The sequence below is a fragment of the Brevibacillus ruminantium genome (assembly GCF_023746555.1).
GTDB classification, from domain to species: domain Bacteria; phylum Bacillota; class Bacilli; order Brevibacillales; family Brevibacillaceae; genus Brevibacillus; species Brevibacillus ruminantium.
This window is the reverse complement of record NZ_CP098755.1, coordinates 133,845-157,714: the sequence shown is the minus strand read 5'-3', so window position 1 is coordinate 157,714 and position 23,870 is coordinate 133,845. Positions and strand designations below refer to the sequence as shown.

Here is a 23,870-nt window from a genome sequence, read left to right as displayed (position 1 = left end):
CGATTTTCATTATACGGGCAGTCGCCCATCTTGTAAATAGGATTTATTCCGATTTGCTCTTTTTTCTTCACATCCTCATCTTTTTCATTGTGATATGATAGCTATTAAGGAGGTTAGTCCAGGATGAAAAGGAAATCATTGCTTGTAATCGGTCTGCTTGCTGTTGCCCTTGTCTCCGGTTGTGCCTCTTCCGAAAAAGCCCAGGGAGATCACAACGGAAATCAGCAGCATGCAGCAAACGGAGATTTGCAAGAGTTGACCGCTTCTGTCGATCAACTGCCCAGTTTTCTAGACAACCAGGACCCGCAAATTGTTGCCTCGTATAAAATTGCCGCGGCCAATCGCGAGCTACTCAAAGTCATTCCCTGTTATTGCGGCTGCGGGGAAAGCGCTGGTCACGAGCACAACGGAAACTGTTTTATCAAAGAAGAGAAAGAAGACGGCTCGATCGTCTGGGATGATCACGGCACGCGCTGCGGCGTCTGTATGGAGATTGCCGTTATCTCTTCGAAGATGAAATACGACGGCAAAACGGACAAAGAGATTCGCACCTTTATCGACGAAACCTACAACCAGGGCTATGGCAAGCCTACGCCCACACCGATGCCGTCATAATGGCATCAGACATTTGCCGATCGGCAACCAGCTCCTTACCATAACAAGCCCCCTTCTTTATCTGGAAGGGGGCTTGTTGCCATCCGGCATCGCACTTGCGGCTGTGTCACCGTATGCATGCTTTATGGATTCCTATTCGGTTTTCACTTTATCGTCCCGCTAAAATACCTTTTACCAGCATCTCCGCATAAGCCTTTGCCCCTTCAATTGTAAGGTGCACGCCGTCTTTGACAAAATACTGGTCCTTGCCTGTGCTTGCTTCGTACCAATTCACCAGCGAGATCCGGGCAGAGCTGTCTGCTCGCTCTTGCAGCGCGGCGTTTACCACACTCTCCCATGGCCTCGGCACGCGTGTATTGATCAGGATAATCTGCCGGTCCTCGCCCAGTGCAGCCAAGAGGGAATCCATCTGCTTTTTCGTAAACGACCCGTTCGAGCCCAGCTCCAGAATCACGGTATGGCCCAATTTCCCTTGTTCCCTGAGGTGATTAACGACATCCAGAGCTTGGGACAGCTGTCTGCCGATCTTCCCATCGATGATGATCCCCGGCAGCATTTCTTCGAGATAGGGTTTCGCATCGAGTATGACGGAATCACCGATAACGACGATTCCCTGTCCGCTTCCTCTGACAGTCATGCTGGGATGGCCATCCGGTTTGTCTTTCTTTTCGGTGACCTTCTCTTGGGAAGAGGGTTCGGTCTCGTTGCCTGTATCCGTATTTGGTTTTTGTCCTTTTTCTTTACCGGAATTAGCTGAATCAGCCGGATTTTTACCTGCTGTCTCAGACGGGGAGACCGTCCCCTTGGGGGCACCCGAATGATTGGCATTTTCCGTCGGGCTTTTGGGCTGACTGGGGCTGCTGCCCGGCTTCGCCGCTGTCTGATCGCTTTTTTCTTTTTCGCTCGATGGCTTGGCGGCCCCCGTTTTCTCCGCTTGCGTACTGCCTGCTTGTGTTCCTGTACGATCGGCCGGGTCCTTGCTTATCTGATCTTCATTCGACGACGATTGACCGCCTGCCGACGCGGGTCTGGGTCTATCCGGTGCTTTTTGTCCCTGCCCCGGGACCGACGAGTGAGCAGTGCTTTTTTCATCCTGTCCCTTTACATTGATTGTGGTAGCCGTCGCGATGGGATAGAACTGCGTGACCCCGACGAAAGAAAGGCTGACCAAAAGCAAAACGGCGGTAGAGGTCACCCAGGCTACTCTGCCTTTTTTCCACTTGCTCTCTTTCATCCGCTGCCACAGTCGCCCCAACCCGCCATGACGAATCGGCTCCTCAATGAACCGCCACGACAAATCCGCCAGGACCAGACACGCGGCAAACTGCATAAGGGATAGTGAAAGATTGACCCCGTTTGTATTCACATCCGGACTGGTCAGGACGATGATGGGATAGTGCCAGAGATAGATGCCGTAGGAGCGAACCCCGATCCAGCGCAAAGGCTTTGCTCCCATGATTTTGCCCAGCATGGCAGCAGGGTGGGCAATGACGGCTACGACGGCAGCTGTGATCAACGATAACACCACAAAACCGCCCTGATACAAAAAGTCGTCAAACTCATTTATTTTCCAAAACATGTACAGCAGGATGAGCAGCCCCGCTCCTCCCACCAGATTGAGCATCCACCGCACTTTTGTCGATACATGCACAGACAGCTTTGCACTGGGCCACACCATTCCCAGGGCAGCTCCGATCAAAAGCCCGAAGGCTCTGGTGTCCGTTCCATAATAGACACGACTTGGATCGGCGCCGGGTTCGTACAAAAACGCCATGGCCAGAGCTGAGACAGCCGCTCCCGCCAGCGTCAGTCCGAACAACTTGCCCCGCTGCCGGATGAAGAGGAGCCCTGCCAACAGGACCAATGGCCAGAGCAGGTAAAACTGTTCCTCGACAGCAAGCGACCAAAAGTGACCCAAAGGGGAAGGCGGCCCAAAACTCTCGAAATACGAAACCTCATGAAAAATGAGCCACCAGTTATTCACGTAAAACAATGCGGAAAGCATCTCTGCTTTCATCGCAGCCAGCCGGGAGGGATCAAAGACAGCCAGCCATCCCACCACGACTGCCATCAGCACGAACATTGCAGGAAGCAATCTGCGTGCACGTCTCCACCAAAAATCCCCCAGGTTGATCCGACCATTCCGTTTCCACTCGGCAATAAGCAGATCGGTGATCAGATAACCCGACAACACAAAAAATACACCGACACCCAGCAATCCTCCGGGTATCCAGTCAAAATGAAGGTGGTAAGCGATAACGGCCAGCACGGCCAATGCCCTAAGCCCATCCAGGCCAGCCATATAGCGGCCGTTTCCTTTGATCGGCTTAGGCATGCCGTACACCTCCTCTATCAGTTTCCACTCTTGCTGCAGACGCCTCTTGCTGCTGGTTTTTCATGGTCTTTCTGCCTTCCCCTCAGGTAATCTTGTATAGTGAACAGACGCGAAGCAACGCTTTTTTACCGAATCCATACCTCCATTCCCGCCCCTTAGCTTCGCTTCCGATTCAGGCATCCTTTTATGTACGTTCTCATTATAAAAAGGACGAGAGCAAATGTATTTACAAAATGTAAAAAAACAAAAAGGCACTTTTTTCCACGAATGCTGCTGGTGAAAAGCGAGTTGCTTTCCTTTCCAAAAGATATGCTGCACTTCATCATGATTGTGAAGTATCTAAAACGAAAAATGGTTTGTTATAACGAGAAAAAGGAAGGTTTATCCATACATTTGTGACGATAAGGGGAGATTGCCTGATGAACGAACAGCAAACAGCACCGCTTCTTATTGATGTGCAGATTGGACCACTATGGGAGACGTTCAAGAGGGAAGAAGCCTTGACAACAGACTTCTACGTCACCCTGGTCGGGGTTGGACACACCACGGGGACAGTGTTTTGCCGGCTGAACAGATGATTCGGCATCACAATCATCATTTGAGCACGGTTGGCACGCCTGAGAGGAAAATCACGGTCATGCCAGCCAGTCAAATCACTTTTCAGCAAGCAGCCGCTTGAGGCTGCTTTTTTTTGTAAGGGCCTTCATCTTCAGCCATAAGGAAATCTGACTTGCGTTCGTCAAAATCCCTAAAATCTCTACAACTGTTTGACGAACCGTGGGGTTAAAACGTTTCCTGAATCTCCCTTCTTTTTTCCTTTACGCCAAGGTATTTCTTCGATAAGATATAATACATAGATATTCGATGCATCGTAATTCGATATGAGAGGAGAAAAACATGACCATCAATAAAGAGCTCCTGAAAGGAAGTACCGTCATTCTCATCCTGACACTGCTTCAGGAAAAACCGATGTACGGCTACGAGATGATCAAGGAAATGGAGAAAAACTCAAGCGGTATTCTGACCTTGAAGGAAGGTACGCTTTACCCGATTCTTCACACACTTGAGTCTGAGAGATTGGTGGAAGCGTTTTGGAGTCAAGGTGAAGGAGAACGCAAGCGAAAATACTACCGGATCACGGGCGAAGGGAAGCTTCGCTTACAGGAAAAGAAACAGGAGTGGCTTACTTTCCGAAATGCTGTGGATCAAGTGTTGGGGGAGGGACGGGCATGACACCGAATGACAAAATTCGTGCGTACTTAGGGAAAGTCTGTTCCCAAATCCGCTGCAAAGACGTGCATGCCGACGTGAAGCTGGAGCTGGAGGGCCATATCGCTGATAAAGTGGAAGAAATGATAAAAAGCGGGTACAGTGAAACGGAAGCGGTCGACCAAGTGTTGCACGAGATGGGTGATCCCATTACCGTCGGAAAACAGCTCCATCAGGCTCACAAGCCCCGGATTGAGTGGAGTGTGCTTGGTCTGGTGGGCATATTGATTGGCGTAGGTATCCTTGTCCTATTTTCTTTGCTAGAAAGTCGCGCCCAGGAACTTACTCAATCTCCTATGGGGAGACATCTTCCCGTCGCTGGACTCGGGGTGATCGTCCTGATTGCCTTGCTCTTTGCAAACTATAACAAAATCAAGCCCTACTCCCTGTTTTTGTACATAGGGACCATCCTGACGATGATGTATGTATTTCAAGCGGGTACAGCAGTAAATGGCCTCCCGATGCTAGAACTTCCCTTTACCTCCTTGCGTCTTAACTTTATCAGGCTCAGCCCCATTTTTCTCATCATCTCATTGGCTGGAATATTTACTGACTGGAACTGGCATAAAAAGAAGACACCTCTCGTCGTGCTCGGACTCTACATCGTCCCCATCTTCTTGTTTGCCAGCGCACCTGACTCTTTTGCAGCGCTTCTTTACTCTGTTGGTTTTTTCGTTCTGCTTTTTTACTCGCCGATTGGAAAAAAGCGGGCCATGATGACCATCAGCAGTCTCTTTGGCGCTGCGATTCTCGCAATTGCTCTTATCATCAAACGAAGCGAGCTGGATCGCCTGCTCATCTTTTTGCATCCAGATGCTGACCCAAAGGGATATGGGTACGCGCTCCTTCAATCGATCGAAGCGCTCCGCTCTGCGGGTTGGTGGGGAAACGGCTTTGGTGCTTCCCTCGATAGCCTCCCCGCCTTGGAATCTGATTTTGCCTTTGTCTATCTGGTTCACTGTTTTGGCCTTGCCACTGGGATCGGTGTCTTGATGATTGGAATTGTGCTGCTGGTGCGACTTTTCCGTGCAGCCAATCAAACGAGGGACAGCTATGGTGCGTTGTTAATTCGCGGATCGATCGTTCTCTTTTTTACCCCGTATTTTTACGCAATCCTGATGACCATGGGGTGGATTCCGATGTTCGATGCATCCGTCCCCTTGATCAGTTATGGCGGCGCTAACTTTCTTTGTAACATGGCGTTGCTGGGTCTCGTCCTGGGAATCTACCGCCGTATCAATTTGCAGTCTTCGGTTTCACATCAAACCCATTCCTAAAAAACAAATCCTGCCACTGTACCGACCGTACAGCGTGCAGGATTTTTGTTCGTTTGCTTGTGGATATAGCAGCAGGTGGATCACGTTCAAGCCAGCTACTCTCTTGTCACTTTTTCGGAACCAGACGGATGAGCTTATCATCATCCTCTGCGGGCTTCCCGCGCCCATCACGGCCAAGCGTCATCTTCAGCACTGGTTCCCGCGTAGATTGGCGTCAAGCAACTGCCCCTTCCCACGGCCCCTCTGATACAAATGTGATCCCAGACGGCGCCCACGTCTCTTCACCGCTTATATGCAGATGCATCCAGATACCTGCCATTCAAAAAAACCTGTACATCAGCCGGTCAGGCGTCGTACAGGTTTTTCGATCGGTGATCCAGTTTTGGTTTTGGCCTTTCTTACGCGGGGGCAACCGCCAGCATACGCTCCAGGGACGCCCGTGCCTTGTCGGCCACATCCTCCGGCACGTAGATTTCCGGCTTCATGTTTTCCAGTGCTTCCACGCATTTTTTCAGGTTGTTTACCTTCATATTCGGGCACACCAGGTACTTGGAGGCAAAAATAAACGTTTTGTCCGGGCTGTCTTTCTCCAGCATGTACCGCGTACCGTCTTCTGTTCCGATGATGAACTCTTTGTGGGCAGATTCCCGGCAGTATTTGAGAATCCCTGTCGTGGAACCGACGAAATCAGCGAGAGCCACCACTTCTGGACGGCATTCAGGGTGAACCACTACCTCGGCATTGGGATATTGCGCTTTCAGGGTCATGATATCCTGCACCGACAACTGGTCATGCGTGTTGCAATACCCTTCCCAGATAATCATCTTTTTATCGGTAAACTGGGATACGTAGTGACCCAGGTTTTTGTCCGGTACCCAGATGATCTCATCGCTGTCGATGGACTCGATCACGCGTTTTGCGTTGGAAGATGTGCAGCAAATGTATGTTTCCGCTTTCACATCTGCCGAAGTATTGATGTATGCGACCACTTTCGCATTCGGATGCTGCGCCTTCAGCTTGCGTAGTCCTTCTACGTTCACCATGTCAGCCATCGGACAGCCGGCACGCTCATCCGGGATGATGACCTTCTTTTGGGGATTGAGAATTTTTGCACTTTCTCCCATAAAGTGAACGCCGCAGAACAAAATCACATCCGCATCGGTTTCTTTGGCTTTTTGTGCCAAACCGAATGAATCGCCAATATAGTCAGCCACTTCCTGAATTTCTGGCCGTTGGTAAAAGTGAGCCAGAATAATGGCATTACGCTCCTTTTTCAGTTGCATCAGCCGTTCGCGCAACTCAGCGTTTCGTTGGGCCTTTTTTTCTAACGCCAAGGCTTCCATCTGATAGATCCCCCTACATCGATGTCATAATTTAGGGCCATTGTAAGCCCATCCCACTTGCTTGTCAATGGATTGTCGCTGGAGAAGCTGCTTCTTTTACCCACCTGCGAGAATCTGTTTGCGAATAAACTCCGCCACGCCATCCCGGTCATGATGCGGCGCAATAAAACGGGCAAGCTCTTTGATCGTCGGGACTGCGTTTTCCATAACGACAGGATAGCCTGCATGGGAGAGCGCTTCACGGTCATTCTCCGCATCGCCGAACATCATCACCTGCTCGGGGCCAAGACCCCACTTGCGGCAAAAATAGGTGAGTCCTTCCCATTTGGACACGCCTTTCGGGATCACCTCCAGATTATGTTTGCCTGATGACGTGATGTCAGACACATCACCCCAGCGCTCCAGCTCATCCCGAACCGGCACCAGCTCTTCGGGAACCGGGTGCCAGACAAACATTTTGACAATCTTCGACTCACCCGACGCTATTCGCTGCATCATCTCCGCCAGGGGAACCACTCGTGTCCATTTGTAAAAAGCGAATCGTCGCAGCGAAATGCCTTCCACCGAAATATCATCACGGATTAATAACTCTATGCGTTCCCTGTCCTCCTGAACCATCCAGCGAGTGCTTTCCGTATCGTGAAACTCATAATAAAACGGCTGTTTTCTTAGTGTATGCACAGCCTGTTGAATCATTTCCGGTTGCAGGCTGGAGGACTGTACCAGATTCCCGTCCGCATCCAGGACAGTTGCACCATTGCTGCATACATAGCCATCAAAGGAAAAGCCATTGATGGGTTGCTGTGCTGATTTATAGGTACGTCCCGTTGACAGTACCAGCTTGCAGCCGCTGGCCTGAAGCAACCGGCAGGCTTCCCAGGTCGCATCAGTCATCTGCGACTCTCCGTTCAGCAAAGTCCCATCCATATCAAACGCTGCAAGGCGCAGTTGGGAAAACAAGGTTATCTCCTCCTTCGCTTAAAAGAAAAGTGCAGGCCATCGCTCCTGCACTCTATTTCATGTATATGGGCACTTCCATTTACAATGTACCCCATTTCACCGTGTTATTCAATACAGGGAGTAGATTCATGGGATGCGGGGTAACCGAGCACTGCAGCAGAGGTACCATTCGCTGTATTCAAGGAACTTTCCACCTACTGTTTCTACTACTCTATAATATCCATGAGTTAATTGTTTCTAATGTCCAAGATTTGATGGCTCTGTTGACCGCTCACTGTAAACCAGTCAAGGCTGCGACTTAACTCATCTGTCAATACCTCGGCACGCGGAACTCTCTTTCATACGATTTACACGTTTGCTTGCTCTTAATATGCTACCTGTGGAATGAACTGTAAATATTCAATATATTGTGCAAACACATAAACCTCTACGGGTTATTGAGATTACAGTATTTGGTTAATCAACAGGCCTGATGATGCCAAGAGGTTATTCCGTAGCTTTCCCTCATATTGTGTATCCGATTATTGGGCTCAACCTGAAAATCAACAAAAAATTTTTAACTCCCAAAATATAGAACCAAACATGTAATTAATGACGGTAACCCAACTAATAGGGTGCAAATAGCCCATTGTTGCTCTAACTTTCTTTCTTTTTTCATTTCTTCGTTGTCATCATCAACAATGAAATTTCTTTTTACGTCAGGAGTCTCTATTTTAATCCTGTCTACTCCCAATGTAGACCCCAACATAAGAATTGCAAGACCTACCAATCCGAAGCCTGTATACCCTGTAAACCTAATTAGATAGCCCAAAAAATCTCCTTGATAAAGAGAATACGCAAAAAAAAGTAGGACGAAACTGATTCCAATTAATGTTGCTTTAATCAAGTGAACCACCTCCTCCTCATTATCAAAATTATAAAACGAACACCAATATTAGTGCTCGTTTTATAACTTCCAAAATGTTAATTTAATTTTATTGGTAATTATTCAGTCTTAAGGTCCAAGTTTCAGATCCTAATTTTAGCGTTGCAGTTGTATTCACACCAATAGTACCAGCCCCTTCAAAAACCGGCTTCCAACTTGTAGGGGCATTGTATGAGAATGAATTTGACGTTGGCTTTAATATTCCACTATCCTGGATTACACTACCCCCGTGGGTTCCATCGTCACGTAAAGAACCACCACTTGCCCCATATTTAACCTCTCTATTTGTTATTGATACTTTATTATCGTGAATGGTCCATCCCCCAGTAACTTTAGTTAATTTTTTATATCCGTTCCCATTAGTGTCTTTGTATCTGTCCCAGAAGTATGTGGAATATGCTTGAACAGAATAACTGGAGTCAAAATCATCATCAGAAGTTGAGCCAAAAGTTGATATTGACTCGTTATCAATTGCTTCTTTAGGTACACCATAAAAATAATAGGTAACGTAGCTATCTTTTTGATCACCTGAAGCAATATTTCTTTCAGTTTTTAAGCGCTTTGTTGTTTGATAAACCCTCACATTTTGGACATTCCCGTCTTTAGATAGTGTAGCTCTAGCATTGGGAGGTTCTTTATATTCCGTAATATTGTTTTTGGCCATTTCGAATAATGCACTAAGGTCTTTAGTTTCTTCTGTTGAGAACGACACCTCTTTAGTACTGGCTGAGTTACCTGCTACAGCTACACCACTAACCAAAGAAGTTAAGAGCATCAATGAAAAAAAACTACTAAATATTTTTTTCACAAAAAAACCTCCTATGTAATATATTTACACAATACATTACCTTATAAAACCTATAATGTCAAATATTTCTGATTTTATTGACTAAACAAAATAGTTTATAATATATAACCCTGAGTTTCGAAAGCACTTCATAGCGATGATCAAGTAGAGATCAACGCTGAATAAGCTGTAAAAGCCAGGGAATTTCCCAGTCATTCTTGAACAAAGTGACGAGTTGCAGATAGACGCTCCCCCTCCCCACAACTGAAATTCCATGTTAAATTATAGGAATTCATTTCAAAACAACTATTCTCGCTTCGATTCGTTTTCAATAATGACGATTCGCTGAATCCTCTACAAGCTTCAAGACGATTTTGCGGCTATGTCAAGACGATGGTCACAACACAATTAAAGAAATCCAGGCGATATCTGGTGATCGTGTATCTTTGCTATCGGGTCACAGCAATCGCGTTTATCCGCTGGCTCCATTTTCTTCAATTGAGAAATCGTTTGATCCGAATAATCTTTCTGCTCAACTCTTGTTGCCAGATACTAATCTTTTGTTTGCATATCCTCTTACTTCTTCTTGCATATACTCCAAAATGACGAATCGTCTTAAACTGCTCGTCTGGAATATGGCTAATCGGGCAACCTATAAATTCTTCTACACTTAAAGTTTCCCGTTTTTCTTTGCCAGTTGTTTTATCATGATACCGAAAAGTAACGGTTTCCCCACCATATTGCTCTATTCGATTTAGGCCAATGGCTGTACTTGTTTTAGCTCTTGTCGGTTCAACAATTGACGAATTAGCTTAAGAACTACAGTTTGCCACCGTTTTCGTAACATCCCAAATGGAATTTAGTCATACGTTTTCCATTCCCCGTTTTTCTTTTCTTCATTCCCCTCCATTGTAACTAACATGTGGATCAAAATTTAAATGCGAACCAAATGTATACAACCCTGCAATGATTCCTGGAGCTACCTTAAGTTTCTTTTCAAACCATTCCTGAACAAGACGGACAGCTTCATTCATAAATTCTTTAAGCATCCTACGATATTTTTGGAAAATCACTCGTAATCCTTCATCGATTGTAAAAGTCACATGACGATGATTAACCTGTAGAACCTCTTCGTTCATGATACGGCTCCATTCTTCCGCTTCGCTGCATGAACAAGTCGTGCTTGTATGATGACATCCTTCACAAACGAATAATTTAAATCCGTTTTTTGGGTCGCCGCAGTTTAGAAACTTCTGTACTTCTTTCAAAACCGATGGACGGATTCTCTTTCCATATTTCTTAACAAAAGGTTTCCAGTGATCAATAAAAATCTGCTTAAGAACGTTTGTCTCCATATCCCCATTTTATCAAAACAAATAAAGGGGCTTGCGCCCCCAAAACATATTCTTTCCGCTATTATATTATGAAAAAAGAGCACCCGCAGGTGCTCTTACTGTTTTTTCTCATCTTGATTCGGGTCTTGGTTTGGCTCCGTGTCGGAAGACTTCTTGCTTTCATTTGCGCTGTCAGTCGCGTTTTCAGCAGAGCTGTCAGCCTCTTGAGTGGCAGGAGCAGGAGCTTCACTGATCGTCGGCTCCTCTTTTTTGGACTGGATATTTACCACGACATCCTTGTTTTCCAAGGGATGCGGGTCCATTTTGCCGTTTTCGATCAATTGCTTGATCTGATCAGCATCCAGCGTTTCCACTTCCAGCAAAGTCGTCGCGACCAGCTCCAGTTTATCCCGATGTGTCGTCAGAAGTTCTTTACACTTGTCGTAGCACTCGGTGATAATTCTCTGCATTTCCTGGTCGATCTCATACGCAATCTGCTCGGAGTAGTTGCGCTCGTGGCCAATATCGCGGCCGAGGAAGACTTGACCTTGATTGCGTCCAAACTGCATCGGTCCCAGACGGCTCATACCGTATTCAGTAATCATGCTGCGAGCGATGGCCGTGGCGCGCTGGAAGTCGTTATGAGCACCGGTACTGATATCGCCCAGTACCAGTTCTTCTGCAACGCGACCGCCCAGCAGTCCGGTAATCTTGTCAAGCAAATCGGTTTTTGTCGCAAAGAAACGGTCTTCTTTCGGCAGCATCACTGTGTATCCACCCGCTTGACCGCGTGGGATGATGGTTACCTTATGTACCATTTCAGCATTTCTGAGGTAGTATCCAATAATCGTATGACCCGCTTCGTGATAAGCAACCAAGCGTCTTTCGTCCTCGCTCACCACGCGGGATTTCTTCGCAGGACCAGCAATGACGCGGTCAATCGCTTCATCGACCTCTAGCATATTGATCTGCTTTTTGTTTTTGCGTGCGGTCAAGAGAGCTGCCTCATTCAACAGGTTCTCCAGATCGGCACCCGTGAAACCTGATGTACCGCGCGCGATTACATCCAGCTTCACATCCTCGCCCAGCGGCTTGTTGCGGGCGTGGACCTTCAGTACAGCTTCCCGTCCCTTGATGTCAGGGCGGTCTACGGTAATTTGACGGTCAAAGCGTCCCGGACGCAAGAGTGCCGGGTCCAGAATGTCAGGACGGTTCGTAGCAGCAACGATGATGATTCCTTCGTTTCCGCCGAAGCCATCCATTTCTACAAGCAATTGGTTCAGTGTTTGCTCGCGTTCGTCATGGCCGCCGCCAAGACCTGCTCCACGCTGGCGACCCACTGCGTCAATCTCGTCGATAAAGATAATGCAAGGCGCGTTTTTCTTTGCGTTCTCAAACAAATCACGCACGCGGGACGCACCCACCCCGACAAACATCTCTACGAAGTCAGAACCGGAGATGCTGAAAAACGGTACACCCGCCTCACCGGCTACAGCACGGGCAAGCAGGGTTTTACCGGTACCAGGAGGACCCACCAGCAGCACGCCCTTCGGAATACGGGCACCGACTGCGGAGAACTTGCGCGGGTCTTTAAGAAACTCCACGACTTCCTCCAGCTCTGCTTTTTCTTCGTCTGCTCCTGCAACATCGTCAAATGTGACACGCTTTTTCTCTTCGTTATACAGCTTTGCACGGCTCTTGCCGAAATTCATGACTCGGCTGCCGCCGCCTTGGGCCTGATTTAGCAAAAAGAAAAACAGGATAAAAATAATGATAAACGGAATGATCGAGGTCAGGAAAGTAAGCCAAATGCTGTTTCCTTCTTGAGGCGCAACCTCGACCCGCTTCATTTTCTCCTCATCAATCTTTTTATTGATCAAGACGATGATATCCGAATCGTAAAGCGGTACATTCGTTACAAACTTGGTTTCCTGTCCCGGACCTGATTTCGCCAAAATGCCTTCTACCCGATAGGTGCCGCCTTCAGGGCGAAGGGTAAGCTCGGAGACATTATCGGCTTGCAGGTTTACCCGGAATTCCTGATATGTAAGTTTCCCAACCTTATCAGTACCGGAGAGGATAAAATTCACGATCCCGACCGTGACAAGAAAGATTAGTAGGTAGAACCCAGTATTACGAAAAAAGCGATTCATTCCTTACCTCCTCTCACGAACAGACACTTTTCACATTTTACCATACGAGGCCTGTTCTTCACAACAAACCTAGCTGGAGTATACTTCCGGCTTTAAAACGCCGATAAACGGCAAATTGCGGTACTTCTCGGCATAATCCAAACCGTAGCCGACGACAAATTCGTCAGGAATGGTAAAGCCGCTGTAATCCGGCGAGATGTCTACCTTGCGGCGCTCTGGTTTGTTCAAGAGCGTCACAACCTTCACCGAAGCAGCGCGGCGGTGGCGTAGAAGCTCCATCAGCCGGCTCAGCGTCAATCCGCTGTCCATGATATCCTCTACAACGAGAACATGCCGGTCCTCGGCAGAGGTGTCGAGGTCCTTCAGGATTTTCACCATCCCTGAAGACTCGGTCCCGCTACCGTAGCTCGATACCGCCATGAAATCCATTTCGCAAGGGATATCCATGTGACGAAGCAGATCGGCCATGAATACCACGGCACCCTTCAGGACGCAGATGACGAGCGGGTTTTTCCCCCGGTATTCATCGCTCAAGACAGCCCCCAGCTCTTTTACCTTTTCTGCAATCTGCTCCTCGGTGAGCAAAATCTCTTTGATGTCTTGATTCACTTTAAAACCTCCCGCCACTCTTCTCCAAACTCCACTTCCACGTACAAAACCCGCTTGGTCCACTCATTCACTGGTGCAATCGCGGATCGGCGGATGCCCGGCACCCAGACCACCTGGTCACCCGCAGTCACGATCGGCATTTTGTCCCGCCATCGCTGCGGCACCTTGGCGTCAATCAACAGATCCTTCAGCTTTTTGCTTCCGGCAGTCCCCCATAACGTCATGCGATCGCCTGACTTGCGACTGCGAACAAATAAAGGCCCAGGAAGTCGATCGGCATCAAATACCGCAGCATCATCGGGAAGTCGTGCCCAATCGATGGGGCCATCTCGATAAAACATATGTACTGATGCTCCACTTTCCGGAACGAGTGTCATTCCCGGAACCGCGAGCTTGTAGCAGAAAAACGAACTATGTAATTGCTCTTCCTCCATCTGAAAGCGAACCTGCCCGTAAACCCTGACGACGGATATGCCGCTGGGAAAATTCAGCTCTGCAGACGGACGAATTCCCTCTATCATGTGCAAAACGGCCTCCACATGTTGCGAAGACCATTCGATTTGCCTTGAGAGATAATTTAATATTAGAGTAATCATTCTCCTTTGTAAAGCAACGTCACAACTTTGAAACTTGTCCGCGTCGATGGCCACTTTGCCCGGTTTTTGTTCCAAAATAACCGCTTCCAGCCGTTCCCTGCTCTGCTTTTGCAGATAGGCTTCATCCTCCTGGGCAGCCCTCGACAGAGAGAGGATATGTTCCGCGTACCGCTCATTAATTTGTCCCAAAAGCGGCATGACTTCCAGCCGAATCAGGTTGCGCGCGTATTTGCGCGAGCGGTTGCTGCTGTCTTCCCGCGGAGACAATCCAGCATCCCGGCAGTATTGCTCCAGCTCCGCACGACTGACCGACAACAGAGGGCGTACCAGCTCAACCTGATTCTCTACCAGCCAGCGACGTGCAGGCATTCCCGCAAGTCCGGACAGCCGGGTGCCCCTGACGAGCCGGAACAGGATCGTTTCGACCTGGTCGTCAGCATGATGAGCGACCGCTATTTTTGAGGCTTTCACCTTCAGCGCCACCTGTTTGTACAGATCGTATCGGACGGCCCGGCTTGCTTCTTGCGGCCCCATCCCGGTCTCTTTCATCACTTCGGGGATGCTGCGCTCGAACAGATGGAAGGCGATGCCCAGCTCTCGGCACAGCTCCTCTGCGTATTTCGCGTCCTCTTTTGCTTCTTCTCCGCGAAACCCGTGATTGAGGTGAACCGCGTGGAGCGTCCAGCCGTACTGATAGTGTGAATTGAGAGCCCACAAGATATGCAACAGCGCTGTAGAATCATTGCCCCCCGAAATTCCGACGACAATCGACTCGCCCGGCCCCAAAAGATGTTGGCTCTCAATGTTATTGCGCACGCTTTCGAGCATGGCGGGTTTCCCTCCAAATGGTAAATACAGAAATTCCCAAAATCAGACCAGATGCGATGGCCCCTGCTACCATGGCCGTTTGCATCCCCAGGGTGAGTCCATTAATATATTCTCCATTTACAAATGCGAGCATGGCTTTATAGGCGAGAGATCCGGGAACCAGCGGAATAATGCCGGCAACACTGAAATTGGTGGACGGCACCCTCAGCCAGATCGAGAGCATCTGACTGAGCATCGAGACAACCGTAGCCGCAACAAACGTGCATAAAATGACCTCCGCCCCAAAAAGAGGCAACAGCGCAAAGACCAGCCAACCGGTCAATCCGGCGAAACCGCAGGCCAAGAGCGTCCGCACCGGCACATTAAACAGCAATCCCCAGGCCATCGAGGACAAAAGGCTTAATCCCAATCCTTTCAACAGTACCATTTGCGCGTCACCTCATGAACCATAGGGTAATAGCTGTTGCGACTGCAACGGAAAGTGCCGTCAAAAGCGCTTCCGCCCCGCGTGAGACACCGGCTACCAGATCTCCGGCAATCAAATCCCGAAGCGAGTTGGTAATCGCAATCCCAGGGAAAAGGGGCAGCATGGCACCGATAATCAAGATGCTAAAATGAAGCTGAGGGAAAATCGTTACGCTCAGGAATGCAAACAATCCCCCAAGCAATGCGGACATAAATTCTGTAAAAAATTTCATGCGTAGAAACTTTTCGAAAAATTGTAGACTGAGATTTACCGTTAAGCCTGCCAAAACAGAAGGAAGCAGGTCGTACCATGACCCGCCGGCAAGCATGGAAAAAGAGCCGCTGGCAATGCCAGCCGCCATATGCAGCAGCCATCTCGGATAGACAGGTTTTCCCCGGTCAATCTGCTCAAATAAATGATAGGCTTCCAAAAGCGTGATCTTTCCAGAAACAAACCGGCGCGAAACGTCGTTGGCCAGGGTTACTTTGTTTAGATTAATCGTACGGCTCGGCGTGCGAACCATACGGGTATGATCCTGCCCATTTGTCCGAAAAGACAAAATGATGCTGGTTGGCGTCGCTGAACTGTTTACCGAGTCCATACCGGCCGCCCTTGCGATCAGGGACATCGTCTCTTCCGTACGATACGTTTCGCCGCCGTTTTTCAACATGATTTCACCTGCCAACAGGCATGTATCCATCACCAGGTCAGAGGACACTGCTTGCCACACCCCTCACATCAACCATGCGTAATACAGTGTTCCAGCCAGCAGCAGCATGGATGCGACAAAGAAACCGCCAATCCAGATGCCGGCAGCGCCGGAGCCAGACGCCTTCTTTTTGCGTGTGCCAACTGAACCTTTCTGCACAATCGCAATCATCTCACTCTTCATCTCCTCCGCTGTGGCGTATTGGCCGTGCAGGGCCTTGACGAGCGGATGACGATAGGGATAAAGGCTGTCGTTGTTCCGTATTATATCACAGAGCAGGGTAGTATGACGTCTCTCTACTTGTAAACTCTTCCAATCTTCTGGCCGAGTCGCCAAGCGAACCGTCATGACCGCCAGAGAGAATAGATCGTAAGCGGCCTCTGCCCGCCGATCTCCTGCGAGCCAGGCAGCACGGTCGTATTCTTCGGTAAATTGTCTCACGGCATTGCCGATTTTGGTTACTCCCCCAAAATCAATCAGCCTCACCTGGCTATCCGTATGGGTTACCATGACATTTTCCGGTTTTAAGTCCCCGAAAACCCACCCGTAGCGATGCAGCACAGAGAGCCTGGAGAGCAGTTGAATCATCAGCACGGGCACCCAGTCGGCACCCCTCCGCTGAACGTATTGATTCAATTGCTCGCCATCCAGATATTCCATGGAGTAAAACGTGCAGCTTTTCCCCTCAATCCGCAGATCGTCCACATCGCACAGCAACGGAGCCACTGATGTGCGGTCGTTTCGCCCCTGCTGCAAATGTTTCAGTACATTGACCTCCATGAGGATATCCATGCCTTCCGCTCCAATTTTGACAGCGCGCGGAACTCCCCCCTGTGAAGCCAAATACACGGCCCCGTTCGCACCACGGCCCAGCTCCCGCAGGACGTGGTACGTTTTTTGATTCCACTTGCCGCTAAATTGGCGGGGCAAGCTGGGGATCGCCCGATTAAAAGACATGGTCCTTCAGGCTGCCCCGATCGTCATCCTCTGTCTCGTCATACCCATAGCGATCACGCAAATTCGCCGGGAGCTGGATATGCTCAAACAACGCAATTGCCTCAATAATCGCTGGACCTGTGGGCGTAATTCCGCTCATCGTCAGGCCGGACGTGAGCTGATGGGCCTGCTCCACTTGTTCTGTCCACGGGATACGGACATCGAGATGATTTTGTTTCCCAGGAAATGAACAAACAGCCATTCGACTTTGGCCACTGCGGGAACGCAGGCTGATGCTGAAATCGTGGATGGCTTGCTGGACAGCCGACAGCTTTGGCTTCATACTACCGGAGGAATCGACCAGCATCACGACATCAAGTCGGCTGCGCTCCCCCAGATCATCCACCATTCCTGCTACCTGTACCCGTTTTTCCGGGGCCAAGCCTTCCATGGCAGAATCGCCCAAAATCTCTTTCAATTCCTTGCTGACCACCTGATGGATCGTCCGCGTCATGGCCTTGCGCGTCAGCATCTGCACTGTTTGGGCCAGTTGCTGGGGATAGACGATGTCAAACAGGCCGCCCCCTGCCTCTGCCATCTCGCGGATTTCCTTCTCGCCCTGCTCGCCCATGTCTCCTTTTTCAATGACCCCGATGACATTTACCGTAATTCCCTGTTCGCGTGCCAACGTAGCCGCCGCCACCGGACTTAAACCAGAGTTGGAGCAGCCGTCCGTCACTACCAAAATTTGTCGCAATGTTGCTTCTTTCACTTTTCATCTCCCCATTCTGCCTTGCCTGTTATTTGCTAACCAGTATCGACAGGGTGGGGAGGAAACATACCAAAAGGATTGCAAGCTGCCCGAATCCAGGCCGCAGCAACCCTCCTGTGCTTCCTGCACGTCCTCACAGCTTGGAGAGAACCTGCTCTTTTATATACGCTCTGATTTCTTCACCATTCTCCATGGAAAGAACGTGTTCGGCAACCGCGCGCATCTCGCTGTGATCCAGTTGCTTCAATAAATGACGCGAACGCAGGATCGAGACGGCACTCATGCTGAACTCATCCAAACCAAGTCCCAACAAGATCGGAATCGCAGCCTCTTCGCCTGCCATTTCACCGCACATCCCTACCCATTTCCCTTCCTGATGGGCGGCCTGAATCACTTGCCTGATCATCCGCAGTACGGCTGGATGGTAGGGATCATACAGGTACGAGACTTGCTCATTCATCCGGTCGGCAGCCATCATATACTGGATCAGATCATTGGTGCCAATGCTGAAGAAATCGACTTCCTTCGCCAGTTGATCGGCGATCATGGCTGCTGCCGGCACTTCGATCATGATACCGACCTTAAGATCTGTTTGAAACGGAATCTGGTTGCGCTGCAGCTCTTCCTTGGCTTCCTCCAGCATACGGTTGGCCCGGCGCAGCTCCCCGAGCGTCGCGATCATCGGATACATAATCTTGATGTTTCCATACACACTGGCTCTGAGCAAGGCACGCAGCTGCGTCCGAAACAGCTCGGGGCGATCCAGACAGAGACGAATCGCGCGATAGCCGAGAAACGGGTTCAGCTCTTTGGGCAAAGACAGATAGGAAAGCTCCTTGTCCCCGCCGATATCCAGTGTCCGAATCACGACCGGCCTACCGCCCATGGCCTGGGCAGCCGCCTTGTACGCCTCAAATTGTTCGTCCTCCGTGGGGAACTGGTCCCTGCCCATATAGAGAAACTCCGTTCGGAACAGGCCAACGGCTTCCGCACCGCTCGCCAGGGCTTGCGCGGCCTCTTGCGGGTTGCCAATATTGGCAGCCAGCTCTACACGCTTTCCGTCTTTCGTCACCGTCGATTCATGGACCAAACGATTCCAGGTCTCTTTTTTCTCCGCATACTGACGCTGTTTTTCCTCATAGGCCTGGATCAGATCCGGGTCCGGCTTGATGTGTACCTTTCCTTCCAGTCCGTCCACAATCACCAGGTCCCCGGTCTGTACCTGCTCCGTGACCGTGGACAATCCGACCACTGCCGGTATTTCCATCGTCCTTGCCATAATAGCCGAATGGGAGGTGCGCCCCCCGATATCAGTCAAGAATCCTTTTACCTTCTCCCGATCCAACTGAGCAGTATCTGAAGGGGTCAAATCATGGACGACCAGAACCATCGGATCGGAAAAGCCCGACTCGGCGTCTTCCTTTACCCCCAAGAGATTGCGCAACACGCGCTGGCTCACATCGCGGAGGTCGGCGGCACGCTCCCGCATGTATTCATTCTCCATGCTCTCAAACAAGAGAACGAATTGATCCCGCACCTCTTCCAGTGCTGCTTCGGCATTGACGCCTTCCCCTCTGATCTTTTCCTCGATACTGCCGATAAAATCCGGATCTTGCAGAAACAACTGGTGTGCCTCGAAGATTTTCGCTTCTTCTTCCCCGATGCCGAGCCGCGTTTTTTCCTGAATGGCTTCCAACTCTTGAAGCGATGCTTGCACGCTGCGCTGAAACCTTCCCACTTCTGCGGCACTCTCTGTTTCACCGACGGTCCGGCGCTCGTAACGAAGCTGGTCGTTCTTTTTTACCAGCGCACGTCCAATGACAATGCCCGGTGCAGCCGCAATACCTTGGATAATCATGTGATCGCCCCTTACTTATTCGTGGACCGCTTCAAGCAAGCTGCCCAGTTCGTCCATCGCCTGCTGTTCCCTTTCTCCGTCAATTTCCAGAATAATTTCATCACCCTTGGCGGCTCCCAGCGTCATCAAACCCATGATGCTTTTCCCATTGATCTTCTTGGTGCCTTTGATGACATAGATGTTGCAGGGGTAGGACGTCGCCTTCTGGACAAATAGGGAGGCAGGACGTGCATGCAGTCCGCTTGGATTTTGGATAGTGAAAGATTTCGTCAACATGGTGCTACCACTCCTTTTATGTTTACTTGACGGCTTCCTTCTTTAAAAGATTGACCATCAATGCGGTAATGATCGTACCGGCCAAAATGGAAAGGACGTACATTCCCGGGTGGCCGATGACTGGAAGCACGAAGATGCCTCCATGCGGTGCCGGCAGGGTACAACCGAAGAACATTGACAGCCCGCCCGCCACGGCAGAGCCTGCCATGATGGAAGGAATCACACGAGTCGGGTCAGCAGCCGCAAACGGGATCGCCCCCTCTGTAATGAAAGAGGCCCCCAACAGGTATGCCGTCTTGCCGGCCTGTCGTTCCTCCGCGCTGAATTTCTTGCGGAACAGCGTGGTTGCCAGGGCCAATCCCAGCGGCGGAGTCATCCCCGCTGCCATGATGGCCGCGTGGGGACCGTAATTTCCTTCTGCAATCATCGCGATCCCGAAGGTGAATGCCGCTTTGTTAAACGGTCCTCCCATATCAAGCGCCATCATCGCCCCGAGAATAGCGCCCAGGAGGATGGCATTCCCCTGGTTCAGGTTTTTCAACCAGTCACCGAGCGCTGTATTTACCAGGGCCAACGGTTCGGATATCACGTAAATCATGACCAGACCAGTGAGCAGCGTCCCGAGCAACGGGTAGAGCAGCATCGGTTTTATGCCCTCTAGTGATTGCGGCAGTCCGCTGAACAGCTTTTTCAAGCCGAGCACGAGATAACCCGCCAGGAACCCGGCGATGAGTCCGCCGAGGAATCCGGCACCGCTGGAAGCAGCCAGCATCCCGCCCACCATACCGGGGGCAAAACCGGGACGATCTGCGATGCTTTTGGCAATAAATCCGGCGAGAACCGGGATCATCAGGCCAAATGCCGACCCGCCTCCGATGTCCATCAATACCTTGGCAAAAGGATGGAACGTCGGGTCATTCGGATCAGAGGCCTTAATGCCAAACATAAAGCTGAGCGCAATGATAATCCCGCCGCCGACGACAAAGGGCAGCATGTTGGACACGCCATTCATCAGATGCTTGTAAAAGGCAAACTGTTTTGCTCCCTGCTTCTCTTTGGACTCACCATCCGGCTGAGCCTGAGCTCTGCCTCCCTGGTATCGTTTGCCCTGCTGCTTCACTGCACGTTCAAGCAAGACGTCAGGCTGGCGAATTCCTTCTGCGACCGGAACCTCGATGACGATTTTTCCGGCAAATCGCTCCATCTCTACCTGCTTGTCAGCGGCGACGATGACAGCGGCAGCCTCCTCGATATCCTCTGCTGTCAGCCGGTTTTTCACTCCGCCTGAGCCATTCGTCTCCACTTTGATAGCAATGCCCATTTCCTCTGCTTTTTTCCTCAGGGCATCCGCAGCCATATAGGTGTGGGCAATACCGGTAGGACACGCCGTTACGGCAACCACCCGGTCTCTTGCAGCAGGCTCCGTACTCTCTTTTGCCAAAGACTGTCGCGCTTGCTCCGCCCGTGCTTCTCGCTCTTCTTGCTTCTCTTGTTCTCCTTCAATCTCGCGCTCCTTCTCTGCGATGATGGCCAGAATCTCTTCTTTTGATCCCGCAGTCATAAGCTTTTCTCGAAAACCTTCATCCATCAGCATCTGGGAGAGCAAAGCCAGTGTTTCCAGATGCGCCTGATTGGCGTTTTCCGTGGCAGCAATCATGAAAAACAGATGCGCCTTCTGTTGGTCCAGGGAATCGAAGTCGACCCCCTCTTTGGAAAAGCCAAATGCAATGCTGGGAGTTTTAACTGCTGCCGACTTGGCGTGAGGGATGGCGATTCCCTCGCCGATTCCGGTCGAGCTCAGATTTTCGCGGGCGAGTATCGCTTGTTTCATTTCGTCCCTGCTGTTCAACCGCCCTGCTTCATCCAGCTTGGCGATCAACTCGTCCAGCACCTCTTCCTTGGTAGAGGACGCAAGCGCCAGAACGATGGTATCCTCTTTCAACAAATCACCGATGCGAATGGGTTTTGACATGTGTACTCCCCCTTACCCTTCCACGGTTGTCACCGTGATCTTCGGAGATATTTCTCGAATCTTCTCGTGCGTGCAGAAGCCTTCCGATAAAGCAGTGGAACTGCCTGCTGCCACAGCAAAGCGAAATGCTTCCTCGCTGGACATCCCCCTAGTGAATCCATACAAAAAGCCGGCCACCATGGAATCTCCTGCTCCAATGGAATTGACAGGAGGCTGTTTCGGGATACGAGCGACGTACACCCCATCTCGGCTGACAAAGACTGCGCCCTGCTCCGCCATCGAGACGATGACGTGCTGTGCCCCTGCCTCCAACGCTTTTTTCCCATAGGTTACAGCCTCTTCATGCGTGGTGATCTCCACGCCGAACAACTCGCCCAGCTCATGATGATTCGGTTTGATGAGAAAAGGCTTTTCTGCCAATCCGTCCGCCAGCGCTTTCCCGCTCGCGTCCAGAAAAATCCGCACGCCGCGGGGACCCAATCGTTTCATGATGCTTTGATAAACGGTATCCGGGATGCCCCGGGGCACGCTGCCGGCCAACACCAGGTAATCATCAGCCGTCAACTCATCAAGCTGGCTGTACAAGGCTGCAAGCTCCTCTTCCGAAATGGCCGGCGACGTCCCGCTGATATCCGTTTCCGATTGCGCCTTGATTTTGATGTTGAGGCGGGATTCCTGCCGGGTGCGAATCAGCCTGTGAGCGATGCCTTCCTGCTCCAGCTCATGCTGGATAAAGGCGCCAAAAAAACCGCCCACAAAACCCAAAGCCGTACTTTCCATCCCCAGGATGTTCAGTACCTTGGAGACGTTGATTCCCTTTCCTCCGGCAACCTTTTGTTCTCGCTGCGCCTTGTGAATCTCTCTTTCTGTCCAGGCGTCCATCCAAATGTGATAGTCAATTGAAGGATTCAAGGTCACTGTGTAAATCATGCTTTCACCACTTTTAGTTGTGTCAATGCTCCGTATTCGCGGATCTCTTCTTCATGCAAGCCATCATCGGTAATCAGGGTCGCTTCATCCAGCTCCCCGACCTTGGCAAAAGTGACGCGGGAAAACTTGTTGGAATCACAGAGGACGAAGCTTTGGTCCGAATACTGAAGAGCCATTTGCTTGACATGGGCCTCGTCTGGATCAGGCGTGGTCAATCCATGCCGCTTATCGATCCCGTTCATCCCCAGAAAGCATTTGTCGAAGCGGTATTGGCTGATGGTTTTCAAAGCGTCGCGACCCACCAATGACAATGTAGCCGCTTTCATTTCGCCGCCAAGCAAAATCGTTTTGATCTGCCTATTGCTGAGCTGCAAGGCGATATCTACGCCATTGGTCACCACCACGATATTTTCGTGCGGAATAAAAGAAAGCAGATGATGCGTCGTCGTACCCGCATCGATAAAAATCGAGTCGCTCTCTTCGATCAGACTGGCCGCATATTTGGCAATCGCGATCTTTTCCCGCTCATATTTCACTGATTTTTCCTGGACAGAGGGCTCTTCCAGCTTGTTCTGCAGCAGTGCTGCTCCGCCGTGAACGCGTTTTAACAAACGCTGTTCTTCCAGATCACTCAGGTCTCTTCTTACAGTTGATTCAGATGCGCCGGTTCTCTCAACCAGCTCGTGAATCCGGGCAACTCCTTTTTCTTTGAGCATGCTCAAAATAAGCTGATGTCGTTCAGGCGTAAGCATGATCGTCTCCTTTCACACCAGATGAAAATCATCTTGGATGATTCTCATTATAACCGAAATAACAGTCATAAACAATCAAAATAAATCAAAAAACTCCATTTATAGTATAGAAATCATTCATTTTCGATCAAACATGCTGAATGAACAAATAAAAAGAGCAGCCGTCTT

The 23,870-nt window shown here is 50.1% G+C and carries 21 protein-coding genes and 1 pseudogene; 4 read left to right on the top strand and 18 right to left on the bottom strand.

Annotated features, from left to right (window positions below; all coding sequences use genetic code 11):
* Positions 1-123: 123 nt before the first annotated feature.
* Positions 124-615: a PCYCGC motif-containing (lipo)protein gene (locus tag NDK47_RS00880; protein WP_251873027.1), complete on the top strand. Its 492-nt coding sequence runs from the start codon at positions 124-126 to the stop codon at positions 613-615.
* Positions 616-763: 148 nt separating this feature from the next.
* Here the strand turns inward: NDK47_RS00880 and NDK47_RS00875 are convergent, their stop codons facing one another.
* Positions 764-2,950, bottom strand: coding sequence for an acyltransferase family protein (locus tag NDK47_RS00875; RefSeq protein WP_251873026.1), 2,187 nt, complete (start codon positions 2,948-2,950; stop codon positions 764-766).
* Between the two features lie 419 nt (positions 2,951-3,369).
* Here NDK47_RS00875 and NDK47_RS00870 point away from each other — a divergent pair, with 419 nt between their 5' ends.
* The 3 genes from NDK47_RS00870 to NDK47_RS00860 all read left to right on the top strand — a co-directional run bounded on the left by NDK47_RS00870 (position 3,370) and on the right by NDK47_RS00860 (position 5,496).
* The gene (locus tag NDK47_RS00870) at positions 3,370-3,528 is read left to right on the top strand and encodes a hypothetical protein (protein WP_251873025.1); all 159 of its coding nucleotides are present in this window, start codon (positions 3,370-3,372) and stop codon (positions 3,526-3,528) included.
* A 319-nt stretch (positions 3,529-3,847) separates the two neighbouring features.
* The gene (locus NDK47_RS00865; protein ID WP_251873024.1) at positions 3,848-4,183 is read left to right on the top strand and encodes a PadR family transcriptional regulator; all 336 of its coding nucleotides are present in this window, start codon (positions 3,848-3,850) and stop codon (positions 4,181-4,183) included.
* On the top strand, positions 4,180-5,496 hold the full coding sequence (locus tag NDK47_RS00860) for an FtsW/RodA/SpoVE family cell cycle protein (protein ID WP_251873023.1): 1,317 nt from the start codon (positions 4,180-4,182) through the stop codon (positions 5,494-5,496). Before NDK47_RS00865 ends, NDK47_RS00860 begins: the two co-directional genes overlap by 4 nt.
* A 398-nt stretch (positions 5,497-5,894) precedes the next feature.
* Here the strand turns inward: NDK47_RS00860 and nadA are convergent, their stop codons facing one another.
* The 17 genes and pseudogenes from nadA to NDK47_RS00765 form a co-directional block, all read right to left on the bottom strand.
* Positions 5,895-6,839 (bottom strand): quinolinate synthase NadA, encoded by a 945-nt coding sequence (nadA, locus tag NDK47_RS00850; RefSeq protein ID WP_251873022.1) that lies wholly within the window; start codon positions 6,837-6,839, stop codon positions 5,895-5,897.
* 96 nt (positions 6,840-6,935) lie between these two features.
* On the bottom strand, positions 6,936-7,799 hold the full coding sequence (locus NDK47_RS00845) for an HAD family hydrolase (RefSeq protein WP_251873021.1): 864 nt from the start codon (positions 7,797-7,799) through the stop codon (positions 6,936-6,938).
* Positions 7,800-8,355: 556 nt separating this feature from the next.
* Positions 8,356-8,685 (bottom strand): hypothetical protein, encoded by a 330-nt coding sequence (locus NDK47_RS00840; RefSeq protein ID WP_251873020.1) that lies wholly within the window; start codon positions 8,683-8,685, stop codon positions 8,356-8,358.
* A gap of 88 nt (positions 8,686-8,773) precedes the next feature.
* Positions 8,774-9,532, bottom strand: coding sequence for a hypothetical protein (locus NDK47_RS00835; protein ID WP_251873019.1), 759 nt, complete (start codon positions 9,530-9,532; stop codon positions 8,774-8,776).
* 476 nt (positions 9,533-10,008) lie between these two features.
* A pseudogene (locus NDK47_RS27920) lies at positions 10,009-10,866 on the bottom strand (transposase); the annotation flags it as partial.
* 95 nt (positions 10,867-10,961) lie between these two features.
* Positions 10,962-12,998 carry an ATP-dependent zinc metalloprotease FtsH gene (ftsH, locus tag NDK47_RS00820; protein ID WP_251873017.1) on the bottom strand — a complete coding sequence of 679 codons (2,037 nt, stop codon included), beginning with the start codon at positions 12,996-12,998 and terminating at the stop codon, positions 10,962-10,964.
* Positions 12,999-13,067: 69 nt separating this feature from the next.
* A complete protein-coding gene (hpt, locus tag NDK47_RS00815) occupies positions 13,068-13,607 on the bottom strand; it encodes a hypoxanthine phosphoribosyltransferase (protein WP_251873016.1) in 540 nt (179 codons plus the stop codon).
* Complete coding sequence (tilS, locus tag NDK47_RS00810) at positions 13,604-15,031, bottom strand: tRNA lysidine(34) synthetase TilS (protein WP_251873015.1); 1,428 nt, start codon at positions 15,029-15,031, stop codon at positions 13,604-13,606. The genes hpt and tilS overlap by 4 nt, the downstream gene beginning before the upstream one ends.
* The gene (locus NDK47_RS00805) at positions 15,009-15,458 is read right to left on the bottom strand and encodes a threonine/serine exporter family protein (protein ID WP_251873014.1); all 450 of its coding nucleotides are present in this window, start codon (positions 15,456-15,458) and stop codon (positions 15,009-15,011) included. Before NDK47_RS00805 ends, tilS begins: the two co-directional genes overlap by 23 nt.
* A 7-nt stretch (positions 15,459-15,465) precedes the next feature.
* On the bottom strand, positions 15,466-16,215 hold the full coding sequence (locus NDK47_RS00800) for a threonine/serine exporter family protein (protein ID WP_251873013.1): 750 nt from the start codon (positions 16,213-16,215) through the stop codon (positions 15,466-15,468).
* Positions 16,216-16,230: 15 nt separating this feature from the next.
* The gene (locus NDK47_RS00795; protein WP_251873012.1) at positions 16,231-17,163 is read right to left on the bottom strand and encodes a serine/threonine protein kinase; all 933 of its coding nucleotides are present in this window, start codon (positions 17,161-17,163) and stop codon (positions 16,231-16,233) included.
* Entirely contained in the window at positions 17,153-17,914 is a 762-nt protein-coding gene (locus NDK47_RS00790) for a VWA domain-containing protein (protein WP_251873011.1), read from the bottom strand. The genes NDK47_RS00795 and NDK47_RS00790 overlap by 11 nt, the downstream gene beginning before the upstream one ends.
* A 133-nt stretch (positions 17,915-18,047) precedes the next feature.
* Entirely contained in the window at positions 18,048-19,772 is a 1,725-nt protein-coding gene (gene ptsP, locus NDK47_RS00785; protein ID WP_251873010.1) for a phosphoenolpyruvate--protein phosphotransferase, read from the bottom strand.
* Between the two features lie 15 nt (positions 19,773-19,787).
* Positions 19,788-20,048: an HPr family phosphocarrier protein gene (locus tag NDK47_RS00780; RefSeq protein ID WP_251873009.1), complete on the bottom strand. Its 261-nt coding sequence runs from the start codon at positions 20,046-20,048 to the stop codon at positions 19,788-19,790.
* 22 nt (positions 20,049-20,070) lie between these two features.
* Positions 20,071-22,020, bottom strand: coding sequence for a PTS fructose transporter subunit IIABC (locus NDK47_RS00775; protein ID WP_251873008.1), 1,950 nt, complete (start codon positions 22,018-22,020; stop codon positions 20,071-20,073).
* Positions 22,021-22,032: 12 nt separating this feature from the next.
* Positions 22,033-22,950 (bottom strand): 1-phosphofructokinase, encoded by a 918-nt coding sequence (pfkB, locus tag NDK47_RS00770; protein ID WP_251873007.1) that lies wholly within the window; start codon positions 22,948-22,950, stop codon positions 22,033-22,035.
* Positions 22,947-23,702, bottom strand: a complete 756-nt coding sequence (locus tag NDK47_RS00765; protein WP_251873006.1) for a DeoR/GlpR family DNA-binding transcription regulator — start codon at positions 23,700-23,702, stop codon at positions 22,947-22,949. The genes pfkB and NDK47_RS00765 overlap by 4 nt, the downstream gene beginning before the upstream one ends.
* Positions 23,703-23,870: the final 168 nt, after the last annotated feature.

Coding starts and splice junctions, on each gene's coding strand:
- NDK47_RS00880 (WP_251873027.1), top strand. CDS start 124: ATGAAAAGGAAATCATTGCTTGTAATCGGTCTGCTTGCTGTTGCCCTT.
- NDK47_RS00875 (WP_251873026.1), bottom strand. CDS start 2,950: ATGCCTAAGCCGATCAAAGGAAACGGCCGCTATATGGCTGGCCTGGAT.
- NDK47_RS00870 (WP_251873025.1), top strand. CDS start 3,370: ATGAACGAACAGCAAACAGCACCGCTTCTTATTGATGTGCAGATTGGA.
- NDK47_RS00865 (WP_251873024.1), top strand. CDS start 3,848: ATGACCATCAATAAAGAGCTCCTGAAAGGAAGTACCGTCATTCTCATC.
- NDK47_RS00860 (WP_251873023.1), top strand. CDS start 4,180: ATGACACCGAATGACAAAATTCGTGCGTACTTAGGGAAAGTCTGTTCC.
- nadA (WP_251873022.1), bottom strand. CDS start 6,839: ATGGAAGCCTTGGCGTTAGAAAAAAAGGCCCAACGAAACGCTGAGTTG.
- ftsH (WP_251873017.1), bottom strand. CDS start 12,998: ATGAATCGCTTTTTTCGTAATACTGGGTTCTACCTACTAATCTTTCTT.
- tilS (WP_251873015.1), bottom strand. CDS start 15,031: ATGCTCGAAAGCGTGCGCAATAACATTGAGAGCCAACATCTTTTGGGG.
- NDK47_RS00805 (WP_251873014.1), bottom strand. CDS start 15,458: ATGGTACTGTTGAAAGGATTGGGATTAAGCCTTTTGTCCTCGATGGCC.
- NDK47_RS00795 (WP_251873012.1), bottom strand. CDS start 17,163: ATGTCTTTTAATCGGGCGATCCCCAGCTTGCCCCGCCAATTTAGCGGC.
- ptsP (WP_251873010.1), bottom strand. CDS start 19,772: ATGATTATCCAAGGTATTGCGGCTGCACCGGGCATTGTCATTGGACGT.
- NDK47_RS00780 (WP_251873009.1), bottom strand. CDS start 20,048: ATGTTGACGAAATCTTTCACTATCCAAAATCCAAGCGGACTGCATGCA.
- NDK47_RS00775 (WP_251873008.1), bottom strand. CDS start 22,020: ATGTCAAAACCCATTCGCATCGGTGATTTGTTGAAAGAGGATACCATC.
- pfkB (WP_251873007.1), bottom strand. CDS start 22,950: ATGATTTACACAGTGACCTTGAATCCTTCAATTGACTATCACATTTGG.
- NDK47_RS00765 (WP_251873006.1), bottom strand. CDS start 23,702: ATGCTTACGCCTGAACGACATCAGCTTATTTTGAGCATGCTCAAAGAA.